General features: G+C 45.9%; 13 protein-coding genes. 2 read left to right on the forward strand and 11 right to left on the reverse strand.

Annotated elements, in window-relative coordinates; translation table 11 throughout:
• Positions 1 to 98: 98 nt before the first annotated feature.
• The 11 genes from C7475_RS23520 to C7475_RS23570 form a co-directional block, all read right to left on the reverse strand.
• A complete protein-coding gene (locus C7475_RS23520) occupies positions 99 to 1,274 on the reverse strand; it encodes a M20 family metallopeptidase (RefSeq protein WP_110055864.1) in 1,176 nt (391 codons plus the stop codon).
• Complete coding sequence (locus C7475_RS23525) at positions 1,258 to 1,698, reverse strand: SPOR domain-containing protein (protein WP_158286598.1); 441 nt, start codon at positions 1,696 to 1,698, stop codon at positions 1,258 to 1,260. Before C7475_RS23525 ends, C7475_RS23520 begins: the two co-directional genes overlap by 17 nt.
• Positions 1,699 to 1,743: 45 nt before the next feature.
• Positions 1,744 to 2,391 (reverse strand): deoxyribose-phosphate aldolase, encoded by a 648-nt coding sequence (gene deoC / locus C7475_RS23530; RefSeq protein ID WP_110055866.1) that lies wholly within the window; start codon positions 2,389 to 2,391, stop codon positions 1,744 to 1,746.
• Between the two features lie 137 nt (positions 2,392 to 2,528).
• Complete coding sequence (locus C7475_RS23535; RefSeq protein ID WP_146217634.1) at positions 2,529 to 3,365, reverse strand: carboxypeptidase-like regulatory domain-containing protein; 837 nt, start codon at positions 3,363 to 3,365, stop codon at positions 2,529 to 2,531.
• Between the two features lie 75 nt (positions 3,366 to 3,440).
• Positions 3,441 to 4,265, reverse strand: coding sequence for a carboxypeptidase-like regulatory domain-containing protein (locus tag C7475_RS23540; RefSeq protein ID WP_110055868.1), 825 nt, complete (start codon positions 4,263 to 4,265; stop codon positions 3,441 to 3,443).
• Between the two features lie 6 nt (positions 4,266 to 4,271).
• On the reverse strand, positions 4,272 to 5,048 hold the full coding sequence (locus C7475_RS23545) for a carboxypeptidase-like regulatory domain-containing protein (RefSeq protein ID WP_110055869.1): 777 nt from the start codon (positions 5,046 to 5,048) through the stop codon (positions 4,272 to 4,274).
• 55 nt (positions 5,049 to 5,103) lie between these two features.
• Complete coding sequence (locus C7475_RS23550) at positions 5,104 to 5,967, reverse strand: carboxypeptidase-like regulatory domain-containing protein (RefSeq protein WP_110055870.1); 864 nt, start codon at positions 5,965 to 5,967, stop codon at positions 5,104 to 5,106.
• Positions 5,968 to 6,371: 404 nt separating this feature from the next.
• Positions 6,372 to 9,734 carry a preprotein translocase subunit SecA gene (gene secA / locus C7475_RS23555; RefSeq protein WP_110055871.1) on the reverse strand — a complete coding sequence of 1,121 codons (3,363 nt, stop codon included), beginning with the start codon at positions 9,732 to 9,734 and terminating at the stop codon, positions 6,372 to 6,374.
• A gap of 327 nt (positions 9,735 to 10,061) precedes the next feature.
• On the reverse strand, positions 10,062 to 10,721 hold the full coding sequence (locus tag C7475_RS23560; protein ID WP_110055872.1) for a DUF4253 domain-containing protein: 660 nt from the start codon (positions 10,719 to 10,721) through the stop codon (positions 10,062 to 10,064).
• Between the two features lie 879 nt (positions 10,722 to 11,600).
• Complete coding sequence (locus C7475_RS23565) at positions 11,601 to 13,289, reverse strand: hypothetical protein (RefSeq protein ID WP_110055873.1); 1,689 nt, start codon at positions 13,287 to 13,289, stop codon at positions 11,601 to 11,603.
• Between the two features lie 12 nt (positions 13,290 to 13,301).
• Positions 13,302 to 14,045 carry a glycosyltransferase family 2 protein gene (locus tag C7475_RS23570; protein ID WP_110055874.1) on the reverse strand — a complete coding sequence of 248 codons (744 nt, stop codon included), beginning with the start codon at positions 14,043 to 14,045 and terminating at the stop codon, positions 13,302 to 13,304.
• A gap of 403 nt (positions 14,046 to 14,448) precedes the next feature.
• Here C7475_RS23570 and C7475_RS33440 point away from each other — a divergent pair, with 403 nt between their 5' ends.
• Together C7475_RS33440 and C7475_RS23575 are read left to right on the forward strand one after the other, a co-directional pair.
• Positions 14,449 to 14,580 (forward strand): hypothetical protein, encoded by a 132-nt coding sequence (locus C7475_RS33440; protein ID WP_255412665.1) that lies wholly within the window; start codon positions 14,449 to 14,451, stop codon positions 14,578 to 14,580.
• A gap of 214 nt (positions 14,581 to 14,794) precedes the next feature.
• A complete protein-coding gene (locus C7475_RS23575) occupies positions 14,795 to 15,958 on the forward strand; it encodes a Gfo/Idh/MocA family protein (protein WP_110055875.1) in 1,164 nt (387 codons plus the stop codon).
• Positions 15,959 to 15,975: the final 17 nt, after the last annotated feature.

Here is a 15,975-nt window from a genome sequence, read left to right on the forward strand (position 1 = left end):
GCTTTCTAGCGGGCCCTTTATTATTCAATAGTAATTAATTATTTAAAAGAAAGGCCCGGATCTATATCCAGGCCTTTACAATATTATACAAAGTATTATCAGAATTGAGTGGCAAGATATGCCATGGTACCTATCCCTACTTCAATGGCACTTTCGTCGACATCGAAAGTAGGCGTATGCACACCTGAAGTGATGCCACGGGAGATATTACCAGTACCTAACCTGAAAAAGCAGGCAGGTACGATCTGGGAATAGAATGCAAAGTCTTCCGCTCCCATACGGATCTCAGTATCTTCTACATTAGGCAACCCCAGGTAGTCTTCTGCCAGGGAACGTGCCGTGGCCGTTACCGCTTCATTGTTATACAGGCAGGGATAGCCTACCAGTATCTCAATATCTATTTCGGCACCCATGGCATGAGCCAGTTCCGTTGCCTGCTTTTTGATGATCTCATGGGCTTTAAAGCGCCATGTTTCATCCATTGCACGGAAGGTACCCATTAGCTTTACTTCGCTGGGAATGACGTTCGTAGTATATCCTCCGTTAAAAGCGCAGATGCTCAATACGGAAGGAGAGAACGGATTGTTATTACGGCTGATGACCTGCTGGAGGCTTACAACCAGGTGAGACGCCACCAGGATGGTATCAACTGTAAGGTGGGGTAGGGCGGCATGACCGCCTTTGCCCTTGATCGTAATATAGATCTCGTCTGCGCTGGCCATATACTGACCCGCTCTGAAACCGAGTTTACCGGCTTCCATAGACGGCTGCACATGCATACCTAATATCGCATCCGGACGAGGGTTCTCCAACGCTCCTTCCTGTATCATCAGGCTGGCGCCTCCGGGATGTTTTTCTTCTCCGGGCTGGAATAACACTTTGATCGTCCCCTCAAATTCATCCTTCAGTTCCTGCAGGATGCGGGTTGCGCCCAATACACAGGTCGTATGTACATCATGTCCGCAGGCATGCATTACACCGGTATTGAGTGATTTATAAGGCACATCATTGGCTTCTGTGATAGGCAGGGCGTCAATGTCGGCCCTTAAGGCGATGGTCTTGGAAGATGGATTTTTTCCTTCTATGATAGCAATAATGCCTGTTCCGGCAATACCTGCTGTATAGGATACCCCAAATTCATCCAGTTTCTGTTGTATAAACTTGGATGTTTCATATTCCTGGAAGGATAATTCAGGATGGGAGTGGATGTGGCGGCGGATAGCAACGAACTCGGGCGCATACTGATGCGCCAGTTCTTTAATACGATTCTTCATTCCCGGCTTCTTTCTCAGGTGACACATTAATGATGGCTGGTACTACAAATACTCCACCAGGGAAACTATTGGTAAGCTTTTCCCGTAATTCAGCTGCCTCTTCCCGGCTCTTAAAGTCACCCACGCGTACCTTGAAATAAGGCGCCTGGTAATCCAGATAAGTACGGTAATCGGGATATAATTGCATTACACGGGCCTTGATATCGTTGGCCTCATTCCTCTTGTTAGTGGAGATGATCTGTACCCTGAAGCCCGGCTGGTTGCGGATAGCCAGGGTATTAATGTAGATCTGTTTCCTGATCAGCAGGTCGAGACGCGGGTCTTTTACGACTTTTACGCCGCCTGTGCTGGCTATAGGTGCATCCTGGGCCATGGCCAGGCCTCCGATCAGCAATCCGGAGAATAATAATATTAAGTGTTTCATATTCATCTGTTTGGGAGGATAGTCACGAATGATCTTCATCCGTAATTATTCCTTCATGAGTGCTACACCATTGCTCGTGCCTATCCTGGTAGCGCCCGCGTCGATCAGCTCCTGGGCGAAGGCAAAGGTACGAATACCACCGGAAGCTTTTATCTGAATATTTGCCGGCAAATTGGCCCTCATCAGTTGAACGGCGGCAACGGTCGCTCCTTTTTCGGCATACCCTGTAGATGTCTTCACAAAATCTACCTGGTGTTTAGCATATAGCTGGCAGCACTGCACAATCTCCTCTTCCAATAATATGCCACTTTCAATGATCACCTTGATCGTCTTCTTATGATTGCGGATGATCGGCATGATGGTCGCGATCTCCTTTTCCACATATTCCCAGTCCTTATTCCGGATGGCCAGAATATTGGCTACCATATCGATCTCGTCCGCCCCATCCACAATAGCGAGTACCGTTTCGGCTACTTTGGCCTCTATGGCAGAATAACCAAATGGAAAGCCCGTGACGGTCGCCACCTTCGTAGTCGTACTGCCTACAAAGGTCTTCGCCAGTTTTACAAACGGAGGAGGAATGCATACCGCTGCAAAATCATACTCCACCGCTTCCATACAGAGATTTTTGATGTCTTCCAGTGTGGTAGTTGGCTTCAGGACCGTGTGGTCGATGTATCTGTTGAGTTTCATTGTGAACAGGTTTCGGCCACGAAAGTAAGGGAAATCTGTAAATGGGCTAACACGTTCACCGACAATATTAAAAGCAACTGGCAGCACATAATAATGCTGCCAGTATCGATCTTAAACCGTATATAGACTATGAACAATTACTGATGCCGGGCGCGCAGACTGATTTCCCTGCCCGCTTTTGCAGATGATGCAGCTTTCACCCTGCCACCTCCTGGTGGTGTGAATGTCGAAGAGTGCAGCGTAAAGTATCCCAATATCGGACTTGTACAGGGGTATATGAAACGGCCCTGTTCATCTACGTAGTGAATATCCCTCGGGTTGTCAAATGCCAGCGAAAACGTAATCCCATCAGCATTGAGCAGAGTCGTATCCCCGTATATAATGCCGGGATCAATTTCCTTGTTGAAGTTGAAATATTCAGTAGGATAGTCGTTCGTCGGCAGATAATCCCGCGTGCTTGTGACAAAGTCCGTCTTGGATGGCCCGTTAACGCCAAAATATAAAACGAACGCCGTAGGCACCTGCATAGGCGCCAGGAATAGCGCATAGGGATATATCTGGTGATTGTCCGGACTTCCGAAGCCCATGTATGTAACATAGTCCACCAGTGGACCATAATAGATCTGTCCTACATCTGCATCAGGCAATTCCGTTGCCTGTGTGCCGCCGGCATGTACCTGACCGATGATGCGGTAAGTACCATAGCCTGCCTTGCTGTAAGAGAAGTTATACGTCCCGGCGGCTACCTCATTGAAATTGTATGCTCCACTGGCATCCGTGGTGTCTTTCAGCCCCAGGGAATCTATTGTTACGATTACGCCTGAATGATCCGTCAGGGCAGTGCCGGTAGAATCGTATACGATCACATTGCCTGTAATAATTCCTTCGGGTTCAGGAGGCGGGTCTTTTTTACAGGACATCATAAAGCATACTGCTGCAATACAGCAAAGGCTAAAGAGTATTTTGGAGGTCATACGTTATAAGGTTATCAAATTTCAAAACGAAAATGAACCATGAAATTCATCTGTGAATGATCTTGCCGTATAACATTATCCGTTATAAATTGTCGATACTAACGCCCCTTCCGCACTTCTGAAAGGGTATACAATCGAGCCCGTGGCTGGATCTGTGTAATAGAGGCCCGGCCGTTCCTGATCAAACCATAGTATCATGCCATTGAAGAAGACCACCTCCCTGATGAAATATTTAGGAGCCGTATATATCTTGACATACATGGAATCTCCCGGGGCAAAATATCCGCGTAAAGCCGACTTTAAGACAGACAAACTTGTTGATCGCAACAAATAGTTAGTCGGGCTTACGTTTGCATTCCTGGAAAAATAGAGCTCAAAATTCCCGCTATGCTGTGGGAATTCAGGGACAGGGGTCCTGTACCTGAATGCAAACTGAAAATAGTCGCCTGCTGCATTTATGATCCAGGCTGAATCAAGCGCAGTTTGCACAGGGATCTGGCCGATCGCCACGTCCGGCACAGGCGAACCCAGTGTGCCTCCGGAAAGATGCGTCAGACCGAACACTTTCATTGTCCCGAATCTATCGCGGCTGAAAGTGATATTATAAGTACCTGTACTTATACCATTAAATTGATAGAAGCCAGACGTATCAGCCATCGTTTCGAGCGTAGAGTCCGGGCTCAGATGTAAGGTTATTTTTGCGCTGTCAACAGGCCATATAGGAAACGTAAATTCATTGAAGGTAAATACTCTTCCATATATAGTTGACGTGTCAGTACCAGGTGGTTTTTGTCCAGGAGGCCCCGGAGGACCTTCAGGGCCCGCCGGACCGGTAACATCCCAATCTACGCATGCTACCAGACAAAGACTACAGTATAACACTAATAGTAGCTGTTTCATATGAGATTAATCTTCTGTGTAAGTAATTTGTGTTTTTATTGAATCGCCCAGATAAGGATAAGGCACCTGCGATCCGGTGGCGTAATTAAACCATTGCGTACTGGGTACTGCCGGTACTGCCGCCGCCGTCAGATATACTTTAGACTGTTTAACATAGAAAGTATCTATTGAAATAAGCTGCGTCACTTTTCCCCTGATGCCATCTATATCTGTTACTGTACGGGGGCCATACCAACCTAAAGATCTGCCGGATCCTGGCACTGATGAAGTGTCAAGCGATATTATAATGCCAGATAGTAAAGTGCTTGGTGGCGCCAGCCAGTTAAACACCAGTTCCACAGGTACACGGAGCCAGAAGCGGTCCCTGTAAGGCACTGCTGTCAATGAGACCAACGTTGTTGTTACATGCTCATTCATCGTGATCGTACCTGTGAATTTATCGATCACTCCTCCTGCATGTTGCACGTACATATGCAGAGAATCGAAGCCAGGTTTTGTTAAACTGATATCGTAATTGCCTGGCGGTACAGCCTTCAGATTAAAGTATCCGTTGGTATCGGTATAGGCTCTGAAAATGCTGTCTCCATTGTAGGTTTGCAATAACACACTATCCGCTCTCTCTATTACAAAGCCGCCCTGATTTCGTAATTCGACATAACCTGTAATATTACCCGGAGGCCATGTATATGGCGGGCCATCCGGTCCTTTAGGTCCAGGTGGACCTTCTTTAGCACATGCCATGATAAGGCACAAGAAGAATGAGAGGAATACAATATTTTTCATGTGGATGGATTAGAATTTGAGGATTGATGTTCTTTTTAGGATCAGACTGCTTTTGTTATTTCAGACGGAACCTCCGCAGCTGTGGATAGATCCAATCGTCAGTTTTCCTGGCGCTGAACGGCGTTCGTATGAATGTTGATCCTGACAGCGTGAATGCCCCCAGCTGCTGGCCTGTACATGGATAAACTGTACGACCCTGTTCATCTCTGTAGTGAATGTTTCTGAGGTTGTCAAACGCCAGGAAGAAATACAAGGTGCGCGCATTGATCAATGAACTGTCTGACCTTATGATCTCCGGATCAATTTCAGGTGTTTCATACCACGCTTCATAAGCATCCCAGGTTGAATAGTATCTTATGTTAGTCTTGAATTTTGTCTTCGATGGAGCCGCGCTTGTATCGATATAGAGAACAGTAGCTACAGGCTTCCGTATCTGGGATTCAAATTCTACATATTGGGTGATGCGTGGATTATCAGGACTTCCGTAACCAAAGAGGACGAAGAGGGTTACCGGCGGCCCATTATAGATCTGCCCTACGTCCGCATCCGCAAGTTTTGTTGCCTGAGGCCCGCCGGGGTGTAGCTGGCGAATGATGCGATAAGTGCCATACCCCTCTTTTATGTAAGAGAAGTTGTAACGTCCCGCAGGTACATCGCTGAAACTGTAGGCGCCACTTGCATCAGTTGTGTCTGCCAGGCCGGTGGAATCTATGATCACTACCACGCCGGAATGATCTGCAAGGGCTCTTCCGAGTGTATCGTATACGATCACTTTTCCTGTGATGTTTCCCTTAAGGGATAAATAAACGCCTGTATCGCCAGGTGGCCCCGGAGGTCCCGGATCGCCTTCCTTGGTACACGAGAACATCGAATAGATAGCTATGAAGCTAAATAAGCTCAAGATGATTTTGGAGGTCATACATTAAGAGGTTATCAAAGTATTCAAACAGATAATACCAGTGAATTGTATCCTTAAACTGTGACGTATAGTTTTGTGTCTGTAGTCCCGCCGTTAATGGCAAAAAATGATAACAGCAACCAATGGTTTACTGCATGATTGGAATCAACTTTAAAAAATAAAACTTTTGATGATCAGGGGGCGAATATGATTTTTTGAGGTTGATATTACGACGCTCTTAGTGCCTTGCTATTTGCTCTTTAAAATGATAAGAATCAGTTGAGTAATCAAATCTAACGAAAAAGTTTTTAATCTGCTGTCAAATCTGTCAAAAAAATTATCGTAGAAACTTGTCATGATGAATAACTGTAACAAAAAAGGGCGCCTGCATTTGGCGCCCTTCGATGATTTATATGACTACGGAATTAGAAATCTTTTCCGTGGCATTGCTTATATTTCTTACCGCTTCCGCAAGGACAAGGATCATTCCTGCCTACTTTCGGACCTGCTTTCACCGGCTCTTGTTTTGCCTGTTCTGCATTCGTTGCATATTCTTCTACTGCGGTATGACCATTGTTGCTTTCGAACTCCTGATGAGAAGCGCGTAAACGGCTCATATCAGTTTTCTCCTCATGGCCTTCACGGATCTGAGGTTGTGGTTGAGGACGCTGTGGAGCCTGCTGCTGTTGTTGTTGTTGAGGAGGACGATTATCTTCCTGAACTGGTATACCTGATCTGCAGAGGAAGGATACGATCTCACGGCTGGTATCAGCATTCAGTTCTTTGAAGAGATTGAATGCTTCAAATTTATAGATCAGTAATGGATCTTTCTGTTCGTATACAGCTCCCTGAACGGATTGTTTCAGATCATCCATCGCACGCAGATGTTCTTTCCATGCATCATCTATCAGTGACAGCGTGATACTACGCTCTAATGCATTGATCGTTTCGAAACCTTTAGAGTCTACTACTTTCTGCAGATTGGCAAGCACGTTCATTCCTCTCTTACCATCAGTGAATGGAATGGAGATGTTCTCGATATGCTCTCCCTGCTCGCGGTAGATCTGCTCAATAACCGGCAGTGTATTCTGTGCGAGTTCAGTTGTTTTACGCTCGTAATTGTCTTTCGCCTGCTGATAGAGACGGCCGGCAAGTGTAGTAGTATCTACACGGTTCAGTTCTTCCTGCGTAATATCTGTATCGATAGCAAAGTTCACGATCGCATCCAGTTTGAATGCTTCATGATCGCCGGTGGTTTTGTGATTGGTCACCATGTTCTCTGCTACATCATAGAAAGCATTGTCAACGTCAATAGCAAGACGTTCGCCAAACAGTGCGTGATTACGTTTGTTGTAGATCACAGTACGCTGTTTGTTCATCACGTCGTCATATTCGAGGAGACGCTTACGGATACCGAAGTTATTTTCTTCTACTTTACGTTGTGCTCTTTCGATAGATTTGGTGATCATGCTGTGCTGGATCACTTCTCCTTCTTTATAGCCCATACGGTCCATCAGACCTGCGATACGATCGGAACCGAACATACGCATCAGATCATCTTCCAGACACACGAAAAACTGTGAAGTACCAGGGTCCCCCTGACGACCGGCACGACCACGTAACTGGCGGTCTACACGGCGGCTTTCATGGCGTTCAGTACCGATAATGGCAAGACCACCTGCTTCTTTCACACCAGGTCCGAGTTTGATGTCCGTACCACGACCCGCCATGTTGGTAGCGATGGTCACAGCACCTGCCAGACCGGCTTCTGCTACGATCTGTGCTTCACGGGCATGCTGTTTAGCGTTCAATACATTGTGTGGTACTTTCTCGAATGTGAGCATCTTGCTCAGTAATTCGGATACTTCTACGGAAGTAGTACCTACAAGTACCGGACGACCGGCAGCCTGCAATACTTTGATCTCTTCTATAACAGCTTTGAACTTGTCACGTTTTGTTTTGTAAACGAGGTCTTCCGAGTCTTTACGGGTGATAGGCAGGTTGGTTGGAATGGTTACCACATCCAGCTTGTAGATCTCCCAGAACTCACCGGCTTCTGTGGTAGCCGTACCGGTCATACCTGCCAGTTTGTGATACATACGGAAGTAGTTCTGCAAGGTAACGGTAGCGAAGGTCTGTGTAGCGGCTTCCACTTTCACATTTTCCTTTGCTTCGATTGCCTGATGCAGCCCATCGGAGTAACGGCGTCCATCCAGGATACGGCCTGTCTGTTCGTCTACTATTTTTACTTTGCCGTCCATTACCACATATTCCACATCTTTATCGAAGAGGGTATATGCTTTCAGCAACTGCTGAACGGAGTGGATACGATCGGATTTCTGTGCGAAGTCTGCCAGGAGTGTTTCTTTGCGGCGCAGTTTTTCATCTGCGGATTCCAGGCTTTTTTCTATCTCTGCTATTTCAGAACCAACATCAGGCATGATGAAGAAGTGTGGGTCTTCACCTGTCTTAGTAATGAGACCAATACCTTTTTCAGTCAGGTCAACACTATTGTTCTTTTCATCAATAGAGAAGTACAGTTCTTCATCTACTTTCGGCATTTCACGTTGCTGATCTGCCAGGTAGTAGTTTTCAGCTTTCTGCAGCAATACCTTGATACCAGGTTCACTGAGGTATTTGATCAGTGCACTGTTCTTTGGTAAACCGCGCCATGCACGCATCAGGGCCAGACCACCGGTTTTCGGATCGTCTTTACCTTCAGCGATCAGCTTTTTAGCTTCTATCAGGAACTGGTTGGTAGCCCTGCGTTGTGCATCTACCAGTGCCTGGATACGTGGCTTCAGGGTATAGAACTCCTGCTCTTCACCACGTGGGATAGGACCTGAAATGATGAGCGGCGTACGCGCATCATCGATCAATACGCTATCCACCTCATCGACCATTGCGAAGTGGTGTTTGCGTTGTACCATTTCATCCGGGCTATGCACCATGTTATCACGCAGGTAGTCAAAGCCGAATTCGTTATTTGTACCATAAGTAATATCCGCGAGATACGCGTTGCGGCGCTCGGGAGTATTAGGCTGGTGTTTATCAATACAATCAACAGTAATACCGAGGAATTCGAATATCGGGCCGTTCCATTCGGAGTCACGACGGGCCAGGTAATCGTTCACAGTTACCACGTGCACACCTTCACCAGCTAACGCGTTGAGGTAAGCAGGTAATGTAGATACGAGGGTTTTACCTTCACCCGTTGCCATTTCAGAGATCTTACCCTGATGGAGCACTGTACCACCAATGAGCTGAACGTCGTAATGGACCATGTTCCAGGTAACAGTGCTACCTGCAGCGCTCCAGCTATTCTTCCACGTCACATTGTCACCTTCTATAGTGACATATTCTTTCCTCACTGCCAACTGCCTGTCAAGCGGGGTAGCCCTAGCCGTGATGGTAGTATTCTGAGAAAAACGGCGTGCTGTTTCTTTAACAACTGCAAAAGCTTCAGGGAGAAGCTCCTTCAGGACCTCTTCCAGCTGAGCGTCACGGTCTTTCTTTAATTTATCTATCTCCTGGTAAATGGTATCTTTCTCCGCTACGTCATGTACATTTTCAGCCGAAATTTTCTTTTCGGCGATAGTACCGTCAATTTTAGCCAGATGCGTACTGATACGCAGGCGGAACTCCTGCGTTTTGTTGCGCAGCTGGTCTACAGGAAGGGATTGCAGTTTTTCAAACGCTTCATTGATCTGCCTGATTATAGGCTCGATGGATTTGATATCTCTCTCCGACTTATGACCGCCAAAAAGTTTAGTTAAAAAACCTAACATGTTGTGTTTATTACGAATGATTGTTAAAACAGTTGTAACAGTCAAAGACCGATAGTCTTATCATGTCTGACTACCTTACCCAAATATTGTGCTTATACAGCATCCGATGACAAGCTGTCAGACTTTAACCGGGTTTTGGCAAGGCCTGTAAAATTAGGAATTATTTGCACATAGTGAAGGCTAAATGCCGTATTACAGCAGCAGTTAAGGGATTTTTATGGGGAAAGCAGCAGGGGAGGGACGTTTAAAATACGCGGGATCCGGTTGACGGTGCAAAAAAGCCGCCCCTTGCGACTGGGACGGCTTCAAATGTTAAAATACTGTTATTTAATCCCACCACAGGAATAACCGTTTGGTTTCCAGCATTTCAGCAGCCAGGTTCTCCACACTTTCCGCCCCCTGTTCTGTTAGGTCCGGACAGAATTCATATACCTCGTTTGCAAATGCCTGGGCTGTAGCAGCGTCTATTTTACTCAGGTGAACTTCTACCCAGTCTGCATCAGCACCGGTTATTTCAAACGGTTGCAGCTTGTACCACTGCTGTAACTTCAACATAATGCTGTCATTGTTGATGTTATAGTTTAGTCCGCTGGTGGCCCTGAATTTTACAATGTCAAATTGGTCTTTTGTTTTAAGAACTGCGAATTTGTCGGGTGTGGTACCGAAGTTTTCTTCAGATTTAAACAGGAAATATCCTTTTTGTTTTAGTGATGTTTTGAGCTGCTCATAATCGTTCGTATTTTCTGCGTTCACATCGTACTCAAATTGCAGCGCATCTTCTAATCCGCCTGCATCACTTACTGCTGGTTTTAATCTGCTGATACTTCCCGGTACCGTTTCTCTTAGTGCATCAATAACTGTGTGATCGTAGTGGATTGCATCTGCCAGTGCATAGTCTCTTTTTGATGAGGGATATTTCTGTTTTTCAGCCGCATTACAGCCACACATCACGGTTGCCAGTGATAAGGATAATAGGATTCTATTCATAGGATTCTCTGAAATATTAAATAAAAGTACAAAATGTTTCTTTAGCGGGCTGAAGTAGAAATGGGACTACTCACTATATTTTAGTTGACCTTGTCAGTTAGCTTTTGCATGGCGCTTTTAGGGAATATTATTTTTTTCGGGCTACACAAATTCCGGGTTGATTGTCTTTTATGAGTTTGTTTTATCGCCTGTTGATCTTTTTCGCGTCTGCACGGTTTCAGGTAGGATGGTGGTCGGCGCCTCTCCGGTTGGGAGACTATTGAACGCTGTCAATCGTACGGGCTTTTTAGACGCTATTCCGCCGCATCAATTGAATACAGTAGCTTTTCAAAGCGATATGGATGGCCGGTAGGGATGTTCCCTAGATGCGTCGGGTATGCGTCGGGTATACGTCGGGTATAAAGCGTACTTCGCCGAAAGCCAAATCAACAAAACATAATAGGACTCCCTTAGAAGTCCCCTGTTTGTAGCCACGGGTTCGTAACCCGGCGTAATGACACATCCTGTTAATGATACATCCCGGGTATTGATCCATCCGGTTAATAGCCCGGATTTCCCAGGTAATGTGGTAACGATGTAGCTATTTTTAGGAAAACATCCCTGGTTTTTATGTGAGAGTCCAAGCAGAGTCCAAGCAGAGACCAAGCAGAGTCCAAGCAGAGAAGACGCAGAGTAAGATACCGGAACTAATCAGGAGGGAACCGCGTTGGTCGAACAAGCGTCGAACAAGCGTCGAAGAAGATTTCTGGGTCAATTAACCCACTGCAGAGGGAGATAGGCCAGATTTCAGGCTAATGTGGCGGCAGTGTTCGCTGAGTACAAATACGAAGGCCAGCTCAGGGCAGATATGCTACCCGGAGCTGGCCAGACGATGAAATATTATTTAGCAGGTGCGAACCCGTCTCCAAGCGATTGTCCCCTCATTTTGATATCCGGTGGCAATTCGTTTGTACATGGTATAGGAGAGTCCCAGCAAAGTCCCCAGTAATTAGGAACATGTGCCCGCACAGGCGTATCATGAGTGGTATAAGGTACAGGAGCATACGGAGTAGGTGTTAACCACCATTGAGGATGTGGTATGACTGCCGTCATTTTCTTGTCTACAAATTGCTGCCAAAGGCCCTTTTCCAGCTTAACTGTGATCAGATGAAAGACAAGCACCAATCCTAAGATAGGAGCATAGACCTTTTGTGCCTGTACCTTTGGAACACAGATAATGGCTGTAATGGTCATGAGAGGGGCAATATAGCTGTATCCGAAACGCAGGTCGGGAGCCTGAATATACCAGAAGCAACAACCGGCAAGCAGGAATAAGTATAATGATAATCCTCCTGTTGGTAAATGTTTACGCCTGATCAATACAATTATGGGAGAGATCAATACGAACAGTACAACAGCCTTCTCATAATACTTCAGGCAGTTATTGAACCAGAAGCTCATTCGCTGGAAGAAAGTGTCTGAGGCATATCGTGCATAATCAGCGACATGGTAGTATGCAAATGTCGTAATATCAAGACGGGTGGACCGTAACCTTGACATATCGACTGCCCAGCCGGTATGTAAGAAGTCCGGCTGTTCTATTGGGAACAGCGGATAACCAGTGAGGATGATATTACGTATGATCCACGGTGCAACTGTAAACAGCGCAATACCCAGCATAGCGGTCAGCTGTAGATATTTCTTTGCACGCAATGCCTCAAAATAGATGATAGCGCTTAACAGTAGTACGGGTATAGAGGAAATTTTGACAGTGATCAGGAAGGCAGGTAAAAACAGCAGGAATATATTGCCGTGGCCTTCCACCGGTGTTTCGCCATTGGCCTTTTTTTCCAGCCAGATAAGCGCTACAAGGCATCCAACGTAGAATATCACCGAGTCTGCCGCCGGAGCTATAATGTTATAAACACAGAACTGTGGCATACTTATGAGTATGAGAAGTCCTGCCTTCATCAGTCTGATAAAGTTGTTGTCTTTTTCCAGCGGAAAAAGATATAGCGCGGTTAACAAGTATAATGCGCCATTCAGGTGGTTGCTATTGAATCCCGTCAGCCAGGAAATGTCAAAAAACGTAGCCAGCACATGCCATTGGGAGTTGAACCCAAAGCGTGTGTGCAAGTTTGCCAGTCCCGGTACGGCCTTATATGTTTTCATCCATTGGACGAACTGAGCGTAATAAAGCCCTTCGTCGAATGAAACGTGAGGTTGTACCGAAAGGTACAGCATGGAAACGACGGCAATAACGAAGAAAACTTTGGTTGCTATTCCTGCTGAACGGGCCTGCCGGATATTTGCGGACAATTGTTCGTGTACTGCTTTACGATTAGCCACATATAACACAAGACCGCCCGCGAGGATGATACTGTGCGCCATGCCTGCAAGAGGCATAACGATTGAAAGATAGGATGCCAGCACCGCAACGAGCGCCAGACCTGTAATTGTCGTTAACGAAAAGTATTCTGGGAACGGGTCCTGTTTCAGGAGTTTACGTTGCAGGAAACGCTGTAAAGAATGCCCATATATAAAAGAGAGTCCTATTATATATAGGAACTTAACGAACAGGAATAGCATAGTAAATATTTACTAGAGATTAATCCGGCTTTTCTGCCTGGAAAAGATATTATACTTCAATATGCAATAGATAGCACGGAATCCGTCCTTATAGTTGATCTTTTTACCCTCTGCATAAGTACGGCCGTAATATGCTATACCTACCTCGTATATACGGATACCTGGAACACGGCTGATCTTGGCGGTAACTTCCGGCTCAAACCCGAAACGGTTTTCCTTCAGATCGATCTGCTTGATGATACTGCTACGGAACAGCTTATAACAGGTTTCCATATCAGTAAGGTTCAGGTTTGTCAGGGCGTTAGAGAGGAACGTCAGTACCTTGTTGCCTATGGTGTGCCAGAAGAACAGGATCCGGTGAGGGCCATCTCCCATAAATCGGGAGCCATACACCACATCAGCAACGCCATCTATCATGGGTTTTAACAAACGGTTAAACTCTTCAGGGTTATATTCAAGATCGGCGTCCTGTATAATAGTAAAATCACCGCTCGCATGCTGGATACCAGTACGCAGCGCAGCTCCTTTACCCTTATTCACTTCGTGCCTTATATACTGGATCTTAACATTCGGATAGTTTGTGCGAAACCGTGTCACTTCGCCGCCAGTATTGTCTTTAGAGTGATCATCCACCACAACGAGTTCCTTCTGTACGTCACCAATTAATGTAACAGCCTGAACCTTTTCAAGTATATTATATATATATCTTTCTTCGTTGTAAGCTGGAATAATTACGGAAAGGAGGTATTGCGACATAATGACAATTTTCAGATTCTCTGCAGCATAATTGCTGTAAGCGGGTGCAAAGAAGCAAAAAAAGCATGTAAAAAAAAAATATTAATAGCCAGCTCATTTGGAAAAAAACTTTCCTTATTAACGACCATTTAACACTATCATTTGTTACAACACTTTACCTTTACATTATTAGGGTTTTCATAGGATAGTAAAACAAGAGCCGGATAGTCTTATTTGGCTCTTTCTTTTTTTATAAATATTTGTATTTAAGTCACTTGTTTCCCTTCTTTATATCTGTTCCCGCAGCCGGAAATTATAGCTTTTCGTATACTAAACAGTGTTAATTGTAACACTTTCGTAGGATAAAAGTAGCCAATTTTGTAGGTGTTACTACCTACTTCCTTCATTAAAATATCACACAAAAATGTGGCTGGAGTTTTCTACATTTAAGGTTTTTGCCAGCAAACGAGGCAGGATCTCCATCGTTAACCGTCCGCCGGGAGTATTACTTGGCCGCAGGTGGGACGTTGAACCGGGAGGGCTGCATGTGGGATAGCATCCGGAAATATGAGTAAAAATTTACAGGTCTGACTTTTCATGCAGAAGGTTATGGAGAAACCCTCCCGATCGCTGCATTTTTACGTATAATATTGATTGTTGCCTGTACTTTTTTATATATTAGACGGCGGAAAAGCTCTTTTCCGGCTTATTCCACGTTAAATGGTCTAAGAAGACAACTCAAAACCTATAAAGAATAAAACGTTTTGCCAATGAACCGTAAGTTAAGAATGGGAATGATCGGGGGCGGTAAGGATGCCTTCATCGGAGCAATTCACCGTATCGCTGCCAACATGGACGGCCTGATCGAATTGAAAGCTGGCGCCCTGAGTGTACATCCTGAGACGGCCCTGGAATCAGGAAAGATGTTATTCCTGGACCCTGCCCGTACATACACCGACTATAAGACCATGCTGGAGAAAGAGGCTGCACTGCCGGAGAGCGAAAGGCTGGATTTTATCACCATCGTTACTCCCAACTTCGCACACTTCGAACCTGCGATGATGGCGCTGGACAAAGGCTTTAACGTCGTGATCGAAAAACCGATCACCTTTAACCTCGATGAAGCCAAACAACTGAAGGCAAAGGTGGAACAAACCGGTCTGACCCTGTTGCTCACACATACTTACACCGGTTATCCTATGGTGAAACAGGCCCGCCGCATGGTGGCTGAAGGCGCTCTGGGCAAGATCCGTAAGGTATGGGTGGAATATCCACAGGGTTGGTTGAGCAAACCAACAGAAAAAGATAGCGCAGGCGCTGCCTGGAGAACTGACCCTAAACGTTCCGGTAAAAGCGGATGTTTCGGCGATATCGGTACCCACGCTGCTAACCTGGCTGAATATATCAGCGGACTAAAGATCGAAAAACTCTGTGCTGACCTGCTTATTATGGTAGAAGGCCGCGGACTGGATGATGACGGTGCTGTATTGCTCCGCTTCGACAACGGTGCCGGTGGTGTGCTGATGGCCTCCCAGGTAGCTGCCGGTGAAGAGAATGCACTGAAGATCAGGGTGTATGGTGAAAAAGGCGGTCTTGAATGGGCTCAACATGAACCTAATACCCTGCTGGTAAAATGGCTGGACAAACCTGCCGAAATATATCGTGCCGGTGGTAACTATGGTGCTTACCAGAGCAGCTACGCTATTCATAATACCCGTACTCCGGGCGGACATCCGGAAGGATACCTCGAAGCTTTCGGTAACCTTTACCGCAACTTCGCGCAGACATTACAGGCTAAACTGGACGGAAAGACCCCTGCTGCGGAATCACTCGATTTCCCTGGCGTAGAAGAAGGTATCCGTGGTATGGCATTCATTGATAATGTGGTTCGTTCCAGCCAGAGCACTGAGAAATGGACGACGTTTGAAATCTAATAATAACAGCACGTATT

It is taken from the genome of Chitinophaga sp. S165, from assembly GCF_003182155.1.
Taxonomy (GTDB): Bacteria; Bacteroidota; Bacteroidia; order Chitinophagales; family Chitinophagaceae; genus Chitinophaga.